At 63.3% G+C, this 20,817-nt stretch carries 22 protein-coding genes; 20 read left to right on the top strand and 2 right to left on the bottom strand.

Annotated elements, in window-relative coordinates; genetic code table 11:
* The first annotated feature begins 22 nt into the window (after positions 1-22).
* The 3 genes from ACGHN1_RS11705 (at position 23) to ACGHN1_RS11695 (ending at position 4,520) form a co-directional block, all read left to right on the top strand.
* Positions 23-1,168, top strand: coding sequence for an acyl-CoA dehydrogenase family protein (locus ACGHN1_RS11705; RefSeq protein ID WP_017499968.1), 1,146 nt, complete (start codon positions 23-25; stop codon positions 1,166-1,168).
* A 105-nt stretch (positions 1,169-1,273) separates the two neighbouring features.
* Complete coding sequence (locus ACGHN1_RS11700) at positions 1,274-2,176, top strand: SDR family oxidoreductase (protein ID WP_011415065.1); 903 nt, start codon at positions 1,274-1,276, stop codon at positions 2,174-2,176.
* 196 nt (positions 2,177-2,372) lie between these two features.
* A complete protein-coding gene (locus tag ACGHN1_RS11695; protein WP_208598043.1) occupies positions 2,373-4,520 on the top strand; it encodes a TonB-dependent receptor in 2,148 nt (715 codons plus the stop codon).
* 164 nt (positions 4,521-4,684) lie between these two features.
* Here ACGHN1_RS11695 and ACGHN1_RS11690 read toward each other — a convergent pair whose 3' ends face one another.
* Positions 4,685-5,686: a LysR family transcriptional regulator gene (locus ACGHN1_RS11690; protein WP_017499965.1), complete on the bottom strand. Its 1,002-nt coding sequence runs from the start codon at positions 5,684-5,686 to the stop codon at positions 4,685-4,687.
* A gap of 80 nt (positions 5,687-5,766) precedes the next feature.
* Here ACGHN1_RS11690 and ACGHN1_RS11685 point away from each other — a divergent pair, with 80 nt between their 5' ends.
* The 14 genes from ACGHN1_RS11685 (at position 5,767) to ACGHN1_RS11620 (ending at position 17,037) form a co-directional block, all read left to right on the top strand.
* A complete protein-coding gene (locus tag ACGHN1_RS11685) occupies positions 5,767-6,912 on the top strand; it encodes a CaiB/BaiF CoA-transferase family protein (protein ID WP_026108913.1) in 1,146 nt (381 codons plus the stop codon).
* Between the two features lie 487 nt (positions 6,913-7,399).
* On the top strand, positions 7,400-7,726 hold the full coding sequence (locus tag ACGHN1_RS11680) for a helix-turn-helix domain-containing protein (protein ID WP_017499963.1): 327 nt from the start codon (positions 7,400-7,402) through the stop codon (positions 7,724-7,726).
* Positions 7,727-7,812: 86 nt separating this feature from the next.
* On the top strand, positions 7,813-8,559 hold the full coding sequence (locus tag ACGHN1_RS11675) for a LuxR family transcriptional regulator (protein ID WP_017499962.1): 747 nt from the start codon (positions 7,813-7,815) through the stop codon (positions 8,557-8,559).
* Positions 8,560-8,651: 92 nt separating this feature from the next.
* On the top strand, positions 8,652-9,266 hold the full coding sequence (locus ACGHN1_RS11670) for an acyl-homoserine-lactone synthase (RefSeq protein WP_390551042.1): 615 nt from the start codon (positions 8,652-8,654) through the stop codon (positions 9,264-9,266).
* A gap of 5 nt (positions 9,267-9,271) precedes the next feature.
* Complete coding sequence (locus ACGHN1_RS11665) at positions 9,272-10,153, top strand: phytanoyl-CoA dioxygenase family protein (protein ID WP_017499960.1); 882 nt, start codon at positions 9,272-9,274, stop codon at positions 10,151-10,153.
* 30 nt (positions 10,154-10,183) lie between these two features.
* The gene (locus ACGHN1_RS11660) at positions 10,184-10,495 is read left to right on the top strand and encodes a helix-turn-helix domain-containing protein (RefSeq protein ID WP_081095412.1); all 312 of its coding nucleotides are present in this window, start codon (positions 10,184-10,186) and stop codon (positions 10,493-10,495) included.
* Entirely contained in the window at positions 10,488-11,009 is a 522-nt protein-coding gene (locus tag ACGHN1_RS11655; protein WP_017499958.1) for a S26 family signal peptidase, read from the top strand. Before ACGHN1_RS11660 ends, ACGHN1_RS11655 begins: the two co-directional genes overlap by 8 nt.
* A complete protein-coding gene (locus ACGHN1_RS11650) occupies positions 10,997-11,638 on the top strand; it encodes a lytic transglycosylase domain-containing protein (protein ID WP_017499957.1) in 642 nt (213 codons plus the stop codon). Before ACGHN1_RS11655 ends, ACGHN1_RS11650 begins: the two co-directional genes overlap by 13 nt.
* A gap of 66 nt (positions 11,639-11,704) precedes the next feature.
* Positions 11,705-12,148 carry a hypothetical protein gene (locus ACGHN1_RS11645; protein WP_136175471.1) on the top strand — a complete coding sequence of 148 codons (444 nt, stop codon included), beginning with the start codon at positions 11,705-11,707 and terminating at the stop codon, positions 12,146-12,148.
* Positions 12,149-12,663: 515 nt separating this feature from the next.
* On the top strand, positions 12,664-13,635 hold the full coding sequence (locus tag ACGHN1_RS11640; RefSeq protein ID WP_017499955.1) for an ArdC family protein: 972 nt from the start codon (positions 12,664-12,666) through the stop codon (positions 13,633-13,635).
* Positions 13,632-14,066, top strand: a complete 435-nt coding sequence (locus ACGHN1_RS11635) for a DUF2958 domain-containing protein (protein WP_017499954.1) — start codon at positions 13,632-13,634, stop codon at positions 14,064-14,066. Before ACGHN1_RS11640 ends, ACGHN1_RS11635 begins: the two co-directional genes overlap by 4 nt.
* A gap of 85 nt (positions 14,067-14,151) precedes the next feature.
* A complete protein-coding gene (locus ACGHN1_RS11630; protein ID WP_017499953.1) occupies positions 14,152-15,963 on the top strand; it encodes a ParB N-terminal domain-containing protein in 1,812 nt (603 codons plus the stop codon).
* Between the two features lie 110 nt (positions 15,964-16,073).
* Entirely contained in the window at positions 16,074-16,541 is a 468-nt protein-coding gene (locus ACGHN1_RS11625) for a hypothetical protein (protein ID WP_017499952.1), read from the top strand.
* Positions 16,534-17,037: a hypothetical protein gene (locus tag ACGHN1_RS11620; protein WP_017499951.1), complete on the top strand. Its 504-nt coding sequence runs from the start codon at positions 16,534-16,536 to the stop codon at positions 17,035-17,037. Before ACGHN1_RS11625 ends, ACGHN1_RS11620 begins: the two co-directional genes overlap by 8 nt.
* A 53-nt stretch (positions 17,038-17,090) precedes the next feature.
* Here ACGHN1_RS11620 and ACGHN1_RS11615 read toward each other — a convergent pair whose 3' ends face one another.
* Positions 17,091-17,318, bottom strand: a complete 228-nt coding sequence (locus ACGHN1_RS11615; protein ID WP_017499950.1) for a hypothetical protein — start codon at positions 17,316-17,318, stop codon at positions 17,091-17,093.
* Between the two features lie 360 nt (positions 17,319-17,678).
* On the opposite strand from ACGHN1_RS11615, the gene ACGHN1_RS11610 reads away from it, so the two are divergent.
* The 3 genes from ACGHN1_RS11610 (at position 17,679) to rlxS (ending at position 20,804) form a co-directional block, all read left to right on the top strand.
* Entirely contained in the window at positions 17,679-17,999 is a 321-nt protein-coding gene (locus ACGHN1_RS11610) for a DUF736 family protein (RefSeq protein WP_017499949.1), read from the top strand.
* A gap of 332 nt (positions 18,000-18,331) precedes the next feature.
* Positions 18,332-18,493, top strand: coding sequence for a hypothetical protein (locus ACGHN1_RS11605; RefSeq protein WP_168196079.1), 162 nt, complete (start codon positions 18,332-18,334; stop codon positions 18,491-18,493).
* 346 nt (positions 18,494-18,839) lie between these two features.
* Positions 18,840-20,804 (top strand): relaxase/mobilization nuclease RlxS, encoded by a 1,965-nt coding sequence (gene rlxS / locus ACGHN1_RS11600; RefSeq protein WP_017499947.1) that lies wholly within the window; start codon positions 18,840-18,842, stop codon positions 20,802-20,804.
* Positions 20,805-20,817 lie beyond the last annotated feature (13 nt).

Raw genomic sequence — 20,817 nt, 5'->3', positions numbered from 1 at the left:
TAGGGAAACACGGGGTCACGATATGAACTTTGAGCTGTCCGATGAACAACGCATGGCGGTGGAAACCGTCCGCCGCTTTCTCGACAACAAGCTTGAGCCGGAAATCCGCCGGCATGGGGAGCGATTCATCCCCAAACCGCTCATGAAGGAATGGACTCAAGCACTGACCGGCTATGGCCATATTACCGCACCGCATCAGGAGCAATGGGGCGGGCTTGATATGGGATGGCTCACTCATCTGCTCATTTTCGAGGAGATCGCCTATTCCTCGCTCGATGTGGCCATACCCGGCTTCATCAACGCGGTTGGCGCAGAACTCATCCGCCGCTTCGCCCCGGAGACGATCAAGCAACGCTATCTTGCCGACCTCGTCGCGGCCGAGAAGTTCGTTTCGCTCGGCATCTCGGAGCCCGATGTCGGCTCGGACGTCGCCGCCATCAAGACACGCGCCGTACGAGACGGCGATTTCTGGGTCATCAATGGCGAAAAGACCTGGATCACCAACGGAGCCTACTCGGACATCTTCATCTGTACGTGCAAGACTGGCGAAAATGAAGTCACTCACATCCTGGTCGATCGTGACGAGAGTGAGTATGAGGTGCGCGATATCCAGAAGATGGCGCTCAACGGCCAATCGACTGCACAGATATTCCTGTCCGATTGCCGCGTACCGGTGGCAAACACGATCGGCCGGGTCGGCGATGGATTGCGCAATACGTTGCAAGTGTTCGAGATTGCCCGCTGCCATATGGCGATGTGGAGTATCGGCATCGCACGGCGAGCAATGGATGAGGCGATCGCGTACGCTCGCGATCGCGCGCAGCATGGCAAGAAGATCGCCGGCCATCAGCTGATCGCCGACAAGATCGCCATCATGGCGACCAAGATCGACGCAGCCCGTCTGTTGACGCACCGGGCAATATCCCTCGTCCAGGCGGGCACGCGCGCAGAGACGGAATGCTCGATGGCCAAGTGGTACGCCACCGAAATGGCGATCGAAGCGACGCGCGATGCGCTTCAGATCCATGGCGGCAACGGCGTCACCCGCGAATTCATCGTTGAGCGGCTGGTGCGTGAGGCGATCATTTGCCCCATCCCCGATGGCACGACGGAGATTCAAAAGCTTGTTGTTTCGCGCGCCCTGACCGGCATTCAAGCCTTTCGGTAAGGCTCAGACGAAAACGACAGCGTCGACGGAAATGGAGCCGCGTGCCTGACTCGCACAGGATCAAATGCGCAGATGCGTCGCTCAGGTAAAAGAGGCAGACAAGCGATGGACGAAGAGCTTCGTTTCGATGGCAGGGTAGTGGTTGTGACCGGAGCCGGAGGCGGACTTGGGCGCCAGTACGCGCTGATGTTTGGCGGGCGCGGAGCCAAGGTGGTGGTGAATGATCTGGGTGGCGACGAGAAAGGGAGCGGCAGCTGCTCCACAGCCGCTGACAATGTGGTCGACGAAATTCGAGCCACGGGCGGTCAGGCGGTGGCAAATTATGCGTCGGTCGAGGAGGGCGCGCTGATCATCCAAGCCGCGGTTGACAACTTCGGAACCGTTGACGTCGTCATCAACAATGCCGGCATCCTGCGCGATGTGAGCTTCCACAAAATGACCGACGAAGACTGGACACTGCTTCAGCGGGTCCATCTGAATGGGACGCGGGCAGTGACGCAGGCAGCATGGCCGATACTGCGCGACAAGGGCTATGGCCGCATCGTCATGACCACGTCTGCAGCCGCAATCTACGGCAACTTCGGTCAGGCCAACTATGCCGCAGCCAAGCTCGGAATATTGGGGCTTGCGAACGCGCTGGCGGAGGAGGGGCGGTCCAGAAACATCCAGGTTAATACGATCGCCCCAATCGCCGCATCGCGTATGACCGCGACTGCCTTTCCACAAGAGTTTCTCGCCAATCTCAGAGCGGAAGCGATCAGTCCATTGGTCGGTTGGCTTGCGCACGAGAATTGCAGCGAAACCAAAGGGCTTTTTGAAGTTGGAGCCGGCTATATCGCCAAGCTTAGGTGGGAGCGCGCGCTTGGGCACGCCTTCGGAGCGGACAGGGCGTTCACGCTCGATGATGTCGCCCGGCACTGGGGTAGAATTGTCGACTTCACGGATGCCGAGCACCCGCTCGGGCTGAATGACAGCCTTGAGGCGGTAGAACGGGCGCTGAGAGCGTAATCAACCCGATGAATTACCATGATATTTTTGAGCGGCCGTCGGGCTGCCGATGGCGTCGTGCTGCCGCCAGATATCGATGAGCAGCAGGAATAGTTCTGCAGCGAATTGAATTGGACGACGGCCCTCAAATGCCGCCAAACGGCATGAACTACACAATATCTCCTGGGAAGAGAGGATCAGCCATGAGAGGATGTCTATGGCTTCTGCCGCGTTGTTGTGCTCGGGAACAGCATTTGCCCAGGAAGCAACGCCCCAGGCGAACGACCAAACCGGGAGCGCCACGGAAGCGCTGGCTGAGGACATTGTCGTTACCGCCACCAAAAAGGGCTATGGCGAAAGCGTGCAGAAAGTACCGATGGCGGTCACGGCTTTTGGTGAAGCGCAGCTGGATGCCAAGTTCGTCCAGAATCTTCAAAGTCTGAGCTACGACGTTCCCAACGTCCAGCTCGAGGATGTGGGTACGGCACCGGGCTATGCCAATTTCACTATCCGGGGCCTCGGCATCAACAGCACGATCCCATCGATCGACCCCACCGTAGGCGTTTTCACTGACGGTATTTACCTCGGCATCAACGCTGGTGTCGTGCTGGACAACTTCGACCTTGAGGGGATCGAAGTTCTGCGTGGACCGCAAGGCTTGCTTTTCGGTCGCAACGTTACCGGCGGTGCCGTGGTTGTGCGGACCACGCGGCCCAGCTTCGATTTTGGAGCCAAAGCCAAGCTATCCATTGAAACGGGACTGAAAAAGACCGTAAGCGGCACGGTTACCGGACCTATCGTCGATGACGTTTTGGCTGCCAAATTGGCCGTCTACTACAGCGACGACAATGGCTGGTTTCGCAACCGCTTCGACAATCGCAGCTTCGGTAAATCACATGACCTTATCATTCGCCCGGCACTTTCGCTCAAGGGTGGCGACCGCTTCCGAATGGATCTCCGCTATGAGCATGGCGATGTCGAAAGCGATGGAGCCCCTGTCCAGAGTCACGCGCTGTTTCCCCGCGACAGCTTCAGGTTTTCGATCAATTTCCCAGGTTTCTATGATGCCAAATGGGACCAGGCGATCGTGGAAACCAACATCGATGTCGGTCTGGGCGAAGGCGTCTTCACCAACATCGCTGGCTATCGGAAATTCCGATCCTCCGCGGGCGCTGATATCGATGGAACACCACAGTCCTTCTTTCATGCCTTTTTCGAAATCGACCAGGATCAACTCAGCGACGAACTTCGTTATGCCGGAAGGTTCGGTGACGTCGAATTGACAACCGGTCTATACTATTTTTCCCAGGATCTTCGTTACGCCGAGCTGCGGAATCTTTTGGGCGGTGCTCGGATCGTTTCCGGTGGGGGTACGCAAGACCAGACAACATGGGGCATTTTTGCTTCGACCGACTGGCATTTCACCGATACGCTGACCTTGAATCTCGGCGCGCGGTATAGTTGGGAACGCAAAGCCGTTCGGGTCTCGGCCTTACGCGCAAATGGTTGCAATCTAGACACGCTGATCTGTGCAACCAATTTCGCCGACGCGGCAAAATGGCGAGGGTTTACGCCGAAAATCGGCCTTCAGTGGAAGCCGGATGACGACACGCAGATTTATGGCCTTTACACGCGCGGGTTCCGCAGCGGCGGATATAATTTGCGCAACACCGATCCCGCTGTGCCGCCGGGGCCATTCAATCAAGAGACCCAGGACAGTTTCGAACTCGGCGCCAAGAAGCAATTCGGGCGCCACCGGATCAACCTGGCGGCCTTCTACAATCGCATGAAGGACCTGCAGCGCGAGATCAACCTGCCCGGACCGCTTGGCGTCAGCCAGGTCATACGGAACACCGCCGACGCCACAATCAAAGGCGTCGAGGCCGAGGGGCAGTTTTTTCTTTTGTCCAACCTCGTGATTTCGGGTCAGCTCGGCTACGTGAATGGCCAGTATCGCAACGTCCAGTTCGACCTCAGCGGTGATGGCGTCATCAACGATGTGGATCGTGCGCTCAAATTGCCAAGGCTGTCGCCATGGACCTATGGCGTGGGGCTGACTTATGATCAGCAGCTTGGCGAATTGGGGACAGCAACGGCGCGTGTCAGCTTCACGCATCGCGACAAGGCGGCATTCACCGACAACAACGTCGGCTTCCTTCAGGGCGCCGATATGCTCGATGCGAGCCTCACATTGGCGACCGACAACAAGCACTGGCGCTTCTCCATCTATGGCCGAAACCTCCTGAATGAGGTGACGATTGGCGGCGATACACCTTTGCCGGCGGCCTTCGGGGGCACGGGTGCAAGCCTTTCACCGCTAAACAGGGGGCGCGTCATCGGCGGAGAAGTGGCGATTAGCTTCTAGGCCATTTTCGAGGCGAGTGGAATCACCCGCCAACTCGGAAAATGCCCAAGATCAATTTGCTAGAGCATTTCCTGCCGGAAAGCCGGTTCCCACTTCTGCGCGAAATGCTCTAGCTGATCGCGACGGATGCAGCGGATTTCCGATCGCACCCCGCCCCCTTGCCGTTAATCCGATGATGCGGTGCGCCATGCCTGACGAACAAGGCTGACGAGCGCACGGCCAGCCGGTTTTACCTGCCAGCGGCTACGCACAGCATAACAAAGCGTCAATGGATCGAATAAACCGATTCCCTCCAAGGCCACGAAATTGGCGCGAAACCATGAGTTCTCGGTGAACTGTTTTGCAACCATCCCGATAGCATCGGATGTGGCAACGATCCGTCGAACCAATTGAAAATAGTCTGTCATGTGGATCCAGTCAGCGGGACGCTTACCGCTTTTTTCGTACATCTGCTGAATGATCGATGTGTAGGGTTCGGAAGATGAGGGCACTACGAATTCGAACTGGACCAGCGGCTCCTTGCTGGTCGGGTTTATCCCCAGAATGGGATGATTGTTCCGCACAAAAGGCAGTATTTCGATCGAGGCGACCCGCTCGCACTTGAATTCCGGCCAGCGTGCAAAGGCCGCTTCAAGTCCAAAGGCGACATCGATATCGCCGCGCGACAGGAGTCGCACGCCCCTTTCGCTGTTGCCCGAAACGACTTCGACGCGCACTGCCGGATGGCGCCGCAGCAAAGAAACCAGAGGTTGGGTGAGCAACCAGTCGATTGACCCTGGGAACAGTCCGATTCGAAGCGGGCCCGCATAGGCGTCGGCGCGGCGGGCTGTATCTCCGAGTAGTTCAGCTGCGTCGGCAAGCAAGCGCGCTGCGCGATCAATAAATTCGCGTCCCTCCTCTGTCGGCATCGCGCCCCGTGAGGTCCGATGGAAAAGGGAATAGCCAAGATGCCGTTCGAGTTCAGCGACACTCTTGGTCACCGCCGACTGCGTGACACCAACCGCATCCGCTGCCCTGGAGAAGGAACGAAGCTGACCAACCGCGACGGCATGCTTGAGGCGAGAATCGAGCATGGACATGCCCCACAGGAATAATTGCTCCAGAGAATGAATTAGGCGAATCAAGGTCATTTTGCCAATCTTACTTTCGACACTGCCGCCCAGCACGACTGCAACCCGTCTCGAAATCTGGAGCGGCGAAACGGCCTGGATCAAAGCGCCAAGGTCTCAGACGCAGGTATGCCTGAATGACGAAAACTGGTCCGCTTGCAGGCCTCAAAATACTCGAAATTGCGGGCATCGGCCCGGCGCCGTTTTGCGGAATGCTGTTGGCCGACCTTGGCGCCGATGTCGTCGTCATTGAACGCGTAAGCCCTAACTCCGAAAATATCGATCTTGGCAGCGGCGCCATTGTGAACCGCGGGAAACGTGTAATTGCCTTGGATCTGAAGTCCCCCGAAGGCGTCGCGCATGTCCTGGATCTCGTCCAAAGGGGCGATGTACTGATCGAAGGCATGCGGCCTGGGGTGATGGAGAGGCTCGGCCTTGGTCCCGAGGTTTGCCTAGCGCGTAACCCCCGCCTTGTATTCGGTCGCATGACGGGTTGGGGGCAGCAGGGACCTCTCGCCCAAGCGGCCGGCCATGACATCAACTATATCGCGCTGTCAGGAGCCCTTTGGTATGCTGGGCATCCCGGTGAACCGCCAATGGCGCCGCCAAGCCTGGTAGGCGATATTGGGGGTGGAGCGCTCTATTTGGCCATCGGCGTCCTCGCAGCGGCAATGCACGCGCGGGATACCGGGAATGGGCAAGTGGTTGACGCCGCGATCGTCGATGGGAGCGCTCACATGATGAACTTGCTCCTGAGCCTGAAGGCCGCCGGCCAGGTTGCCAGCATACGCGGCTGCAGCATCCTTGACGGCCCTCACTGGTACTCGACCTATCGGTGCGCCGACGGGAATTTCATCTCAGTCGGATCACTCGAGCCCAAGTTCTATGCGCTGCTTTGCAAAAAGCTGGGGTTGGCCGGCGATAGCAGTTTTGACGACGGCTATGATCGTGATGCCTGGCCCGAGCTCAAGCAGCGTTTTAGCGAGATATTCGCCATGCGGACACGGGAAGAATGGCGCACACTGCTGGAAGGCAGCGATGCCTGCTTTGCCCCCGTGCTTGATCCGGACGAAGCGGCGCGCCATCCTCATATGGCAGCGCGAGGCGTCTATCGGGAGATCGACAATATCCTCCAGGCAATGCCGGCGCCACGTTTTTCGGGCTCGTCACTACCGATCCCCGGACCGATCCCGCTGCATCATGAAGATCCGAGTACAATTCGGCGGGGCTGGAGCAAACCGGACCGCTGCGGGATTACCGCCAGAACCGACTGTTGCGAGTAGTCGGTTGGCATGGTGGGCGGCCAGCGGCCCGACACGAACGGTGATTTCATAACTATGAACCAATGCGACGCTCCGCTTCGCTGCGCTGCATTCAAATCAAAGGAGACAACGACACACAGGCACGTCAAACTATCCGATGATTCCTGTACGCCACGCCGGAACGGCGATTGCGGACGTGTCCACGGGACGTTGTTCGCATCGTGATTCGCTCGGCGCTTGAAATCAATGCTCGCCCCGGATGTGACGACGCCGATGGGATTTCCACTGCGGCGTCCACGGCCAATGTCCTGGCGTGAGGGCTTCGGTCATCGACCGATTCGACCGTCCGAATGCGGTCTTTTGGCGCGCCTGAGAATCCGCATCAGAGTTGAGTGCGCGTTGTTCGGGAATCTCATTTAAATATTTGTAAAAACGTAATAATATAGATAATAACTCCAACCTGTATCCAGTGTGGAGTAATGGTCGCAGGGCGTGAACTTACGCCCTTATGGATGCGTCGAAGTCCTTCAGTTTGAATCTCAGGAAATTGCGGCTTGCGATGCGCATCACGCAAGAAGCGCTCGCCCATGATGCGGGCACGAGCAGCTCTTATCTGAGTGCGATCGAAAATGGCCGGTCGAGCCCGACGCTGAAAGCAATGGAGCGGCTCGCGAAGGCACTCGGCGTTAATGCCGTCTATCTCTTGTCCGGCCGGATATCGATCTCGATCGTTTCGGACGACGAACTGGAAATCGGCGCGATACTGGCGCGCCCGGCGGTGACGCTCCGGCGCCATCCGCACAAGCCGACGGGGCGGCCGAGCAAGACCAAGTAAATCATCGGGGGCTGCACGCGCGTGGGCTGGAACCACGCGCCCGATAGACGCGCCCGCAACGCGCGCGTCGAAAGGAGTGCCCCTCGGTGCCGTTTCGCGACCTCGATGCCTATATTAAGCAGGCCAGGCGCGCGAACAGTGATCGCGAGCTGTTCAGTTGCAGCGAGGCCGCCGCACGCCAGCTCGGCCTCCCATGGCTCGCGATCGTCCAGAGCATGGCCTTCTTTCAGCCCGGTGGGCGATATTTCCGCATGGACAATTTCCAGAGCTGGGGCGACGTTTTCGTCGCCGAAGGCTATTACCGCGACGATCCCGCCTTGCTCGCGGCGCGCTCGACAAGCCGGGCGTTCTGCTGGCACGAAATGGAGCGACTGCTGGGCGGCTTCACGCGGCGACAGGCGCGCATCGTGCGCGAAGCCGCGCGTCATGGCCTGCGCAACGGCCTCACCGTTCCGATTGGCGTCGCCGGCGAGCCGCCCGGATGCTGTACGTTCGCAACGCGCGACGGGCAATTGCCGCCATCGCATATCTGCCGGATCGCGACGCTGATGGCGAGCGAGGCGTTTACCGAGGCGCGGCGCTTGCACGGCTTTCCGGCGCGCCCGCTGAAATTACCCCATCTCAGCCCAAAGCGGCTCGAATGCTTTCGCTTGGCGGCGATGGGCAAGAGCGACGTCGAGATCGGGATCATGATGAACATCGCCCCGACGACAGTGCGCACCTACATGCGTGACCTGCGCGAACATTTCGGAATCTATTCCCGCGCGCAGCTCCCGGCGATCGCGCTCGCCTGCGGAATCGTCTGCATCGAGGAGATCGTCCCGCGGTTCTGAGCGGGATCGCCGCATCCTCAATATTGACGACTGTTTGAGCCCTTCATCTCTGCTCCCTTCGCGACTGTTCAATTTGAACGGGAGCTACTGCCATGATCCATATTGTCAAAGGGTGCTCGCTTACCGATGCGCGCGCCGCCTCGATGTTCGAGGACCGCAAGACCCTGTTCGTCGATCTGCTGGGCTGGGATGTTCCGGTCGTCGGCGGCCGCTATGAAATCGACAGCTATGACGGCGACAAGGCGGTCTATCTGATCGCCACCGACGATGGCTGCATTCACCAGGGGTCGATGCGGCTGCTATCGACAGAGGGCGCACATCTTCTCGCCGATCGTTTCGCGTCGCTCTGCGAGTGCGATGCGCCCCGGGGGGAGCAGGTTCGCGAGATTACGCGACTTTGCCTGCCGCAACGATTGGGCGCCCCCGGACGCCTGCGTGTCCGCAACCGGCTCATCTCGGCGATGGTCGATCATGCGCTCGGCAGCGGAATCACCATGCTAACCGGCGTCGTGACCGCTGCTTTTCGCGAGGAGGTTTTGGCGATGGGCTGGCGCGCAGCGCCGCTCGGCCCCGCGCGCCGCATCGATGACGCGTTCCTTGGAGCGTTCCGCATCGAGATCTGCGCCGGTACGCCTGCGCTGCTGGCGTCGAACGGCATCTATGTACCGGGTGCGATCACTCCCGATGCGGCGGCAAGAGCCGCGTGAAGGGAATGGCGATGCACGACCCCGCCCGCCTCGCCGCGATGCTGCTCGCCGACGGTTATGTCATTGTCGATAACGCCGTGCCGACCGAGCTAATCACCGCGCTCGAAGCCGAACTCGCACCGCGCTTCGTCGCCACGCCCTTTTGCGAAGGCGGATTCTACGGAGCCCGCACCAAGCGCTTTGGCGCGTTGTTGCGGCGTTCACGGCATATCGCCGGCCTTGTGCTGCACCCGATCATCCGCGGTATCGCCGAAACGGTGCTCGGGGAATGGTGCGATCGTATCGTTCTCAACCTCACCCAGGCGATCGAAATCCATCCCGGCGCGCTCGCGCAGGTGCCGCACCGCGACCAGGATCTCTGGGGCGGCGTCAAGACCGGGATGCACTATCAGATCAACGTCATCTGGCCGATCGATCCGTTCACGCTGGAGAGTGGCGCGACGCTGGTCTGGCCGGGCAGCCATCACGATGCGGCATCGCAACCGGGCGATGCACGTCCGGTCGCCGCCGAAATGCCACCCGGCTCCGCGCTGCTGTTCCTCGGATCGATCCTGCATGGTGCCGGCGCTAACCAGTCCGATCATGTGCGCCGCGCGGTCATCACCTCCTATTGCCTCGGATGGCTGCGGACGTTCGAGAATCAGTATCTCGTCTATCCGCCCGCCATCGCTCGAGCGTTCGATCCCGATCTGGCCGCGCTCATCGGCTATGCCCAGCATCGCCCCAATCTCGGCAATGTCGAAGGCCAGTGCCCGTCCGTGCTGCTTCACCGGGACGATATCGACGGCCTCCCTGCGATCGACGCGCTGCTCCCCGGCCAGGCCGACATGCTGGATGCCTATGTCGCCGAACAGGAAGCCGCGCGTGCGGGCCTGATCGGCGGGTAACGCGGGTTCGTCGGACCGGGCGCTGCACTCATGACACACGATCCAAACCCCGAAGCAGGCGGCGGCGCGCGAACACGGATCGAGGCGGATTCATCCGCTGTGGACGGTGGAGCCACGGCGTCGTCGGCCGCGGAGCGCGCTCGGCGGGCACGCGAGCATTGCCCGTTTCTGACAACCAAGCAGGCCGCGTTCCATCTCGGTCTCGCGGGGGACACGCTCAAGAAGATGCGCCGGGAGCGGCGCGGCCCGCCGTGCCGAAAGCATGGCACCGTCTGGCGCTACCATATCGACGATATCGAGGCCTGGTCGCGCGCGAACATGCGGGAGGGAGGCAATGGCTAGGCTGCTACCCTCCCGTCTGCCGGCTAAACCCACCGCGCTGATCGGTCTCGGCGCGGCCGCGCTGGCGACCACGATCGCGCTGCCGCCAACGCCGTGGCTGGTCTGGAACGCATCGGCCAGCGCGCCGATCGGTCTCTATGCCGTCAGCGGACGGCAGGACATCGCATCGGGCGACATGGTGCTGGTCCGGGTGCCCGACCGCTGGCGCCGGCTCGCCGCCGAGCGGCGCTACATTCCGATCAATATCCCGCTGGTCAAGCGCGTCGCGGCCGCGCCCGGCGATCGCGTCTGTGCGCGCGGGCGGGAGATCTATGTCAACGGCCACCCGGTGGCCGAACGCCGCGAAGCCGATGGCCGCGACCGTCCGATGCCGTGGTGGAATGGCTGCGTGATGTTGCGTTCGGGCGCATTGTTCCTGCTGATGGACAGCCCGGATTCGTTCGATGGGCGTTATTTCGGACCGACATCGCGCGGCGACGTCATCGGCGAGGTGCGACTGCTGTGGCTGGGCTGAGGGTCGCCATCACCGCCCTGGCGCTGCTGGCGGCGGCACCGGCTGACGCGCAGTCGGTCGTTCACTGGCGGCCCTATATCGAGGCAGCCTCGGCGCGTTTCGGCGTGCCGGTAGAATGGATCGAGCGCGTCATGCGCGCCGAGAGCGGCGGGCGCACGGTGCTGGACGGGCGCCCGATTACCAGCCACGCCGGCGCGATGGGACTGATGCAGCTCATGCCCGGCACCTGGTCCGAAATGCGCGCGCGGCTCGGGCTCGGACGTGATCCCCATAGCCCGCGCGACAACATATTGGCGGGGACGCTCTATCTTCGTCTGATGTATGACCGCTTCGGTTATCCCGGACTGTTCGCAGCCTATAACGCGGGACCGGCACGCTATGCCGAGCACGTGCGGACCGGCCGCGCGCTGCCCGGTGAGACCCGCGCCTATCTCGCGAGCGTCGCCGGAGTGCCCGTCAATTCCCGGTCGGCTGTCACGGCCGCCAGTGCAACGCCGCGTACCGTCAATGCCATCTTCTTCGCGATCGGCGACCGGCCCCCTGCCGGCCGGAGCGAAGCCGGTGCGGCCACGCTGTTCGTCGCGCTGCGATCGACGTCGCCCGAGAAGAACGCGCCAGACCGCCCATAGTGCGAGCCGATCGGGGCTTCATGCCGAATCGTGTTTCTGCTATGTTCCGAGCCTATGGAGTTGGTCGTGATGTTGCTCGGTCTGATCCTGTCCGCCACCGGCATCGTCCTCTTCGCCTGGGCGATGTTCCGGCTCGCCGTCTTCGCACTCCCGGTCGGGCTCGGTGCGGCCGCATTTCTGTGGGCGGGGGGTGGCGAACTGGGGCCGTTGCTCGGTCTGCTTCTCGGCCTCGTCGTCGGCGTCGCGGTCTTGCTGATCGGACGCATGCTCATCGCGTCGCGGTTGCCCGTTCCGCTTCGCGGAGCGATCGCGCTTCTCTTCGCCGTGCCCGCCGGGATCGCCGGCGGCAGTGTCGTCTCCAGCCTGATGCAGCTCGGCGGTGCGGGGCCGACCGCGACCGGCATCGCCGCGGCGGTCGGCGCGATCATCATCGCCGGTGCCGCCATGATGAGCCTGTTGCCCGCGATGACCGCTTGCACCGGTTCGAACGGATCCCCGCTGCACGGTTGATCTGTTGGGGCCAGTGGGCCGAGTGCTCGCTCCTCGTGTCACCGCGCGCATGGCGACCACGACGAGAGTGCTTCAAGACGGCAGGGTCTGACCTGACGCATCCGGGTTTTCAGGCGCCTCGCGCCTGCGGCGCGACCGCCGCTCTATTCCGCTAGGCTCACATCCGTTCGCCAAGCTCCACCGGGCCACGCTTCGCGCGTCCCGGCCAAAGGTGACGATCGGACTGGCGGGATGCCGGAGCCTTGCTCCGGCCTGTCGTCGCCGCGCCTGACCGGCGCGGCGGCATTTTTCGTTGGGCCTTCCCCTCGTCGCGCGGGTGGGCGGCGCTCCCTTCTGGGCCCGGCCCGGCGTCCCGCAAGCCGGCCTTCGACTGCGCTCGGGTCCGGCTCCTCCATTGCATTTCGGCCCTGCGGGTGCGGACCGCCTCCTGGCCGCGCCCGGCAGGTCGCAATTCGCCGCCCACCCCCGCTCCGGGGGAGGCCCTGGGGTTTTTGGGGCGGCATTGGAGGATAGCCATGCACCAGACCGGCAGCCAACGCGCGCGCGCAGAGGGCAGCAAACGCCAGCCCCCGGCGGAGCGCGCCAATCTTTACGACGAGGTGACGGGCCGCATTGTTTCCGAACTTGAGGCGGGCCGCTTCCCTTGGGTCCAGCCTTGGGGCCGCCCCAATGGTCAAGGCTTCTCCGCCGCCCCCGGCCTCCCGCGCAACGGGCTCACCAGCCGCAATTACAGCGGCGTCAATGTCCTGATCCTGTGGGGAGCAGTGATCGAGAACGGCTATCCGTCGCAATCGTGGCTGACCTTCCGCCAAGCCTTGGAGGCGGGCGGCAATGTCAGGAAAGGCGAGCGCGGGACAAGGGTTGTCTATGCCGACCGCTTCACCCCCGAAGCCGAGAAGGAACGCGCGCGCCAGACCGGCGGCGAAGCCCGCGCGGTGCCGTTCCTCAAACGCTTCACCGTGTTCAACGTCGCACAGTGCGAAGGCTTGCGCCCCGGCCTTGCCACCGACCCCGCACCGCTTCCCGAACGCCAAGTCGTGCCGATCGCCGAAGCGGTCATTGCGGCATCGGGCGTCGATTTCCGCATCGGTGGGGACAAGGCCTACTATGTCCCGAGCGCCGACTATGTGCAGGTGCCCCCGCAACCGGCCTTCCACGAACAGATCAATTTCTACCGGACGGCGCTGCACGAACTCTGTCATGCCAGCGGCCACCCGTCGCGCCTCAATCGCAATCTGCGCAATGCGTTCGGCAGCAAGGACTATGCGCGCGAAGAATTGATCGCCGAGATGGGATCGGCCTTCCTTTGCGCCGCGCTCGGCATCGTGCCGACCGTTCGTCACGCCGATTATCTGGCATCATGGCTCGACGTGCTGCGCGAGGACAATCGCGCGATCTTTCGCGCGGCCAGTCAGGCGAGCAAGGCCGCCGATTGGCTGCTTGCCCGCTACGCCGAGACGCAGGACGAAGGGAGGGAAGCGGCATGATTACGCTCCCCCATGCGATCCTTTCGGCGCTGCGCGCGAATGCGCGCGCCAGCCGCCTCCACGAGCAGCGCGACGAACGGTTCGACCCGTTCCCGGTGGTCAAATTCTTCAATCCGGTCGGCGCGGCGACGTGGATCGCCACCGAGCTTTACGACGATGGAGACACGCTGTTCGGCCTCGCCGACTTGGGGTTCGGATGCCCGGAAATGGGCGTGTTCTCGCTTACCGAGATTGCGGGCGTCCGCTTGCCCTTCGGCCTGTTCATCGAGCGCGACGAGCATTTCGAGCCGCTGGCCCCGCTTTCGCTATGGTCCGATACCGCGCGGCGCATGGGTGCAATCGTTCTGGCCGAAGCCGAACTTCGCCGCATCACCGATAGCCGGAACGGCAACGAGCTTCCGCCGCCTCTTGATGATCGAGGGGCCGGATGACGCGCGGCGCGTTTCGCCGCATTGAGTGCCGGTCCCGCCCATCCAGCAAGACAAACGGGACCGGCGCTCCAGAAGGAGCAGACCAATGAAACTCGACTTTATCGACCATAGCAAGCTGGTTCCGTCCAAGGTGAACATGCGGCACGGACCCAAGCCCCCGGACGTGGGCGACATTCTGCCCTCGATCCGCAAGCGCGGTGTCATCGTGCCGCTGATCGTGCGCCCGCAGGCGGGCAACGATAATGGCGTCCACGAAATCGTCGCCGGGCGGCGGCGCTGGACGGCGAACGCCATCGCGCTTGTCGAGGGCATCGACCACGGCCCGCTTCCCGTCGCCATCCTCGACGCCGGGGACGACGCCGACGCCATCGAGGCATCGCTTCTCGAGAACACCCGGCTCGATCCCGACGAGGTGACGCGATGGGAAACCTTCGCACGGCTGGTCAAGGAGGGCCGCGACATTGCGGATATCTCCGCGACGTTCGGCATTCCCGAGCTTGGCGTGAAGCGTATCCTAGCGCTCGGCAACCTGCTTCCGCGCATCCGCGATCTTTACCGCAAGGAGAAGATCAACGCGGCGACCGTCCGGCATCTGACGCTGGCGAGCAAGCAGCAGCAGAAGGCATGGCTGGCGCTCTACGACGATGACGACGCCTATTGCCCGACCGGCCAGCAATTGAAGGCATGGCTGTTCGGCGGGCAGTCGATCAAGGTCGAACATGCCCTGTTCGACGTCGATGCGAGCGGCCTTGCGATCGTCGCCGATCTGTTCGGCGAAGACCGCTATTTTGCAGATGCCGACGCGTTCTGGACCGCGCAGAACGCCGTAATCGACGCGCGCAAGGAGGACTATCTGGATGCCGGATGGTTCGACGTGGTGATCGTCCCGCCCGGCGAATATTTCTACCGCTATGAGTTCGCCAAGGCACCCAAGCGCAAGGGCGGGCGCGTGTATATAGATGTGCGCGAAAGCGGCGAGGTCGAGGTCCACGAAGGCTATGTGACGAGCAAGGAGGCCAAGCGGCTCGAACGCGGCGAGGCAATCGAAACCGGCCCCAAAGTGCCGCGCCCCGAAGTGACGAGCACGATGCAGACCTATATCAACCTGCACCGTCATGCCGCTGTCCGCGCCTCGCTGACCCGTCATCCCAAGGTCGCGCTGCGCTTGATGGTCGCCCATGTCATCGTCGGGTCGCCACTGTGGACGGTCAAGCCCGAGCCGCAGACCGCGCGCAACGACGATGTGCGCGAAAGCGTCGAAACTTGCCGCGCGGAAACCGACTTCGACGCGAAGCGCCGCGCCGTATTGGACCTTCTCGGCTTCTCGCCCGAGGAACCGACCGTCACAGGCGGCAACGGCGACGACTTCGGACTGGTCGGCGTGTTCCTGCGCTTGCTCGACGTGCCCGACCGCGCCGTAATGGACGTGATCGTCATCGTCATGGGCGAAACGCTCGCCAGCGGCAGCGCCGCCATCGAGGCGGTCGGCGGCGAGATCGGCGTCGATATGGCCCGCTACTGGCAGGCCGACGACGCCTTTTTCGAGTGTGTCCGCGACAAGGAGGTGCTGACCCGCATCGTCGCCGAGGTGGCGGGCGAACCTGTCGCCGCCGCCAATGCGAAGGAACCGGGCAAGGTCTTGAAGCGCATCGTCCGCGACCATCTGGAGGGTGCGAACGGGCGGCCCAAGGTCGAGGGTTGGGTGCCGAAATGGATGGCGTTCCCGCCCGCTACCTATACGGCGCGCGGCGGCGTCGGCACCGTCGCGGCTCATGCCAAGGTGCTCGCGGCGCGCCCCGACCGCGAGCCGGAACCGACCGGCCCCGGCGCGGTGATTGCGCTTCCGGCCCCTGCCAAGGCCGAGCCGCAGGAACAGCCCGAGCGCGAAGCCGCATGAAACTGGACGGGCGGCGGCGCACCCGCCGCCCGTTCCGTCCCCCATAAAATCGCCGCGCCGCTCGGCCGCAAGCGGCCCTCGCGGCGCGGATTTCAGACAGGAGACTTGTCATGGCCGACCGTGTTTCGGCATCCATCACCATCGGCGGGACGCTCCCCGCCAGCCAGCTTCCCGCCTTCGCCGAGGCCATCGCGAACGAAGGGCTGTCCACCGAATGGGACGGCGAACCCTTCGCGCTCGGCGATCTGCCCGAGGGCGAGCCCTTGGCGCTCATGGCGCACGAGGTCGCCTGGGGGCGGTTCGAGGGACTCGAAGCCTTCTGCATCGCGCATGGGCTTTTCTTCGCGCGCTGGTCGGGCGCCTATGCCTGCCAGTGGGGTGCGGAACGCACCGTGTTCACCGGCAGCGGCGAACCGCAAAGCTACGCTGCCGACGAGGACGACTATATCCTCATGGGGCGCTGCACCGCCGAGCGATTGGGCAGCTATGCGGCGATCATCGCGCATTTCGATGCGGCCGACTTCGCGGTGCCCCCGCTTGTCATCACGCCCGAACGGGAGGAGGCGAGCAATGGCTGACATCTGGATTCAGGGCAGCTTCGCCTTTCGCTGCACCGCCGCCGAGTGCGCGCTGATCGAGGAAGTCGCAAACGCTGGCTACGCGCTAGCGAATGACGACGCGCCCGATCCGCCGAGCGCGGCGCTGCTCGCAGCCTTTCCGCCGGACGATGCGAACGCGCGGTGGAGCGGGTTTCGCGAGGCGTTCAACGATCCCGAATTTCCCACCATCGGAGCCGATTTCATCGCTGAAACCTGCCCCGACGATCCATCCGCGCGGATCGTGTGTTTCGCCAGCATGGACGATTTCGATGCCGCTGCCATCGCGGTGGTGATCCAGCGATGTTGCCCCGAAACGCTCGCCAAGGGGCCGATCGGCTTTGAATGGGCCATGACCTGTTCCAAGCCCCGCATCGGGGAGTTCGGTGGCGGCTGGTGCGCGATTTTCGCAGACCGCATCGAGATCGACGCGACCAACGAGGCGCTGTCGCGCGCGCTCGCGGGCGACGGCAACTAGCCCAAATCGCGCCGCACTGCGCGCTCGCGTGCCGAAAACCCCTGCCGCCTGACCTACCGGGCGGTGCGGCGGATCACCGTCCGGGCGCTTCCGCATAACGTGCATTCGTCCTTCTGCCGCTCGAATCCGCGCGTGCCGCCGAGCGCGCAGGTGACGACATTGGCCTGTGCGGTAACCGACAGGTTGAGCCGGTCAGTCACGCAGGCATCGCACACCGCCGCGCCGTCCAGCCGCACGATCAGCCGTTCGATCTGCCCCGCAATCGTCGTTCCTTCGTTCATCGCCGTGAGGCTATAGCCGCGGCCTCGTGGCCGCGAAAGCAATCATGGCTTCCCGGAAAGACGCCGGACTGGGCTTCCTGTCCGCGCGCGCATCTCGTCCTTTCGTGTCTCACCAACCCGTCGCCGGCTCCTTGGGCGCATGACCTGGGACGGCCGCGCGCCTCGCGAAACCATCGCGCGGAACTGATTTCCCCGCGCCGCTTTGGCGGCGCTCCTCGCGGCCGCTTCGCTCCAAATCAGCCCCGCGCTTCCGGTCCTCCGCTTCGCTTCGGCCTGCGGTTCGCAGCGCGCTCAAGGGCCGTCCCTTCGGTCCGCCCATCGCCCGGCATCGGGTCGGGCGAATGTGCAAGGAGACGAGAAATGCCCTCAATCGGTCATGTCCAGCGCCAGAACGACGGTTCGTTCCGGGGCGCCTTGAAGACGCTTTCGGTCAATGCCGAGATCGCCATCATCCCCAACCGCAGTAAGACCGGGGACCAGCCCGACTACCGCGTGCTGTCGAACGGCGTCGAACTGGGCGGCGGCTGGATCCGCACCGGCGAGGTGAGCCAGCGCGAATATGTCCGCCTCGCCATGTCGGCCCCCGAACTTGGCGGCCGCACCCTCTACGCCAATCTCGGCCGCGCCGCCGGGCAGGACGACGACGACGCGTTCGCCGTTATCTGGAACCCCGGCGACTGAGCCGGATCGGCCCCGCGCCGGTCACCCGGCGCGGGGCTTTCCTCATGCCTTGAGGGCTTGGCGTGGGCCTTTTCCTGCACCGGAACGCGCTTGCGGGCCTGCAGAGAGGAAGAAATCCGCTCAGCAAGCACCGAGTATCCGGCGGCGAACGGACCGCCTCAACCATCGACGGTTCCCCCAATTTTCACGCCACCTGCGTTCCGCTTCGCTCCACTCCGGCGACGAGAAAATCGGCTCCCCCGTCGCCCGCTTCGCGGCCGCTGCGCGGTGGTTGACCCCGCCCGCTCCCCGCCGGGCGATGGCTCATCTTTCGCTTGTATCAGGAGGATGAGATGTCGGTTGAACAACAGATCGAGGAGCTTCGCGCGGAGCTTTCATGGTGCGATGACGCGGGAGAACGGCGGCAGATCGAAGCCGAATTAAGGGCCGCTGAGAAGAGGCTGAAGCGGTGCAATCGGGCGCTGCGTCAGGCCGAACAGGCAGGCTGGCAATAAGGCGATGCGCTGTTGAAGGGGCAGGTTCGCGGGAGTGGTGCCGCATGGCGCCGCTCCCCTTTTTTGATCGGGAAGGCGGGAAGGCAAAGCGGGCGTCTGGGGCGGCAGGTGGCAGTCGGGCTCGATGGCAAGATAGAGGCAAAATCTCGCGATTTTGTAAGTGTTTGTCTGCACATCGTTTTTTGAAGGCTTTTGCGAGACTCGCCCTTTGAGTGCGAGACAGGGTTACCAGGAGTGGCGGTTTTCTGGGCTTTTCCGATCCCAATCGCGAGACTCCTTGCGCTCTGGCGAGGACGCGCCATTCTTATCGGCGGGGAGCGTCATTCCGGCATGGAAGGACGCCGCTATGCGCGATGATGAGTTCGAACCGCAGCTGGGCCGGATGCGCGGCCGGGGCAAGGAGCAGCGCTACCTGAGCCGCGTCGTGAAAGCGGCAAAGCGGGCCGGCATGAAAACGGGCAGGCGCGGCCGTTTCGACGGCAGCCGGATCGGGCGCGGCGCGAGTGTTGCGCGGGTGCTCAGATCGCGCGACCGATTGGGCGCGTTCCGGTCGCGCCGCGTGATCGTCAAGATACGGCCTGTCGGCCTTGGCGGGAAAGGCATGGGCGGTGCGAAGGCGCACCTTCGCTATATTCAGCGCGACGGCGTGACCCGTGAGGGCGAGGCTGGTGCGCTCTACTCGCCCGACAGCGACGTCGCCGATGGCAAGGCGTTCCTCGAACGGTGTGACGGCGACCGCCGCCAGTTCCGGTTCATCGTGTCGGCCGAGGACGCCGACCAGTATCCCGACTTGAAGCCGTTCGTGCGCCGGCTGATGACGCAGATGGAGCAGGATCTTGGGACAAAGCTCGATTGGGTGGCGGTCGACCATTTCAATACCGGCCATCCGCACACGCATATCGTGGTGCGCGGCGTAAACGATCGGGGTGAGAATCTGCTGATCGCGCGCGAGTATATCTCGCACGGGAGCCGGCAGCGGGCGATCGAGATCGTCAACCTCGACCTGGGGCCGCGCACCGACCTTGAAATCGAAGAGCGGCTTCGCAGCGATACGGGTGCCGAGCGGCTGACCGCGATCGACAGACGGCTGATCCGCGACATGGATACCGCGCGGCTGGTCAGCGCGAGCGATGGCGATCCCTTCCAGCAATCGCTTCGCGTCGGTCGCCTGCAGAAACTCGGGCGCATGGGACTCGCCTCGCATGTCGGCAACGGCACCTGGCGGCTTGAGCCCGACCTTGCGAACACACTGCGCCAGATCGGCGAGCGCGGCGACATCATCCGCACCATGCAGCGCGAGCTGACCGCGCGGAAGCTCGATCGTGCTGCGGTCGATCGCGTCATCTACGACCCGGTCGCGAAGGAGGCGACGCCGATCATCGGCCGCGTCGTGATGCGCGGGCTCGCCGACGAACATGAAGACCGTCATTATCTGCTGGTCGACGGCATCGACGGGCGCACCCATTATGCCGAGATCGGCAAGGGCGAGCTGGTCGACACGATCCCCGAAAATGCCATCGTCCGGATCGCGCCACGCGAGGGCGGCATTCGCGCCGTCGATCGGACGATCGACGAGATCGCGGCGGCGAACGGCGGGCGCTATTCGATCGACGCCCATCTGAAGCACGATCCGACCGCCAGCGAACGCTTCGCCGAAACGCATGTCCGGCGGCTTGAAGCGATGCGAAAAATCTCGGGCGTCGTCGAGCGCGAGCCCGACGGAAGCTGGATCATCGCGCCGGACCATCTCGCCAGGGTCGAGAGGTTCGAAGCCATGCAGTTCCGCGACCACCCCGTTGCCATTGAAACCCTGTCGGCGATCCCGCTCGACAAATTACCGGGAACCGATGCCGCGACCTGGCTCGATCGCGAGCTGGTCGCCGAAGCGCCGGTGCCAGTGCGCGATGCTGGGTTCGGGCACGAGGTTCGTTCAGCGCAGGCGATGCGACGGCAATGGCTGATCACCGAACAGCTTGCAGACGAACAGGATGGGCAGACGGTCTATCGGCGAGGGATGCTCGCCGCGCTCCAGCGGCGAGAATTGCTGCGTGTCGCCCGCCAGCTCTCCGACAAGTTAGGCGTTCCGTTCGCCGAGGCCAGAGAGGGGGAGGCTGTTCAAGGCAGGCTCGTGCGCGCAGTCGAGATGACGAGTGGTCGCCATGCGCTCATCGAACGGTCGCGCGATTTCACGCTGGTGCCGTGGCGCTCTGTTCTCGATCGCCATGTCGGTAAATCGGTCTCGGGCATCATGCGCGACGGCGGGATCAACTGGACACTCGGGCGGCAGCGCAGCGGGCCGAGCGTCTCCTGATCCGGAGGATTCG

Origin of the sequence: Qipengyuania sp. MTN3-11, from assembly GCF_042851825.1 — a bacterium.
GTDB lineage: Bacteria > Pseudomonadota > Alphaproteobacteria > Sphingomonadales > Sphingomonadaceae > Qipengyuania.
The sequence above is the reverse complement of the archived record's forward strand: the minus strand, read 5'-3'. Positions and strand labels throughout refer to the sequence as shown.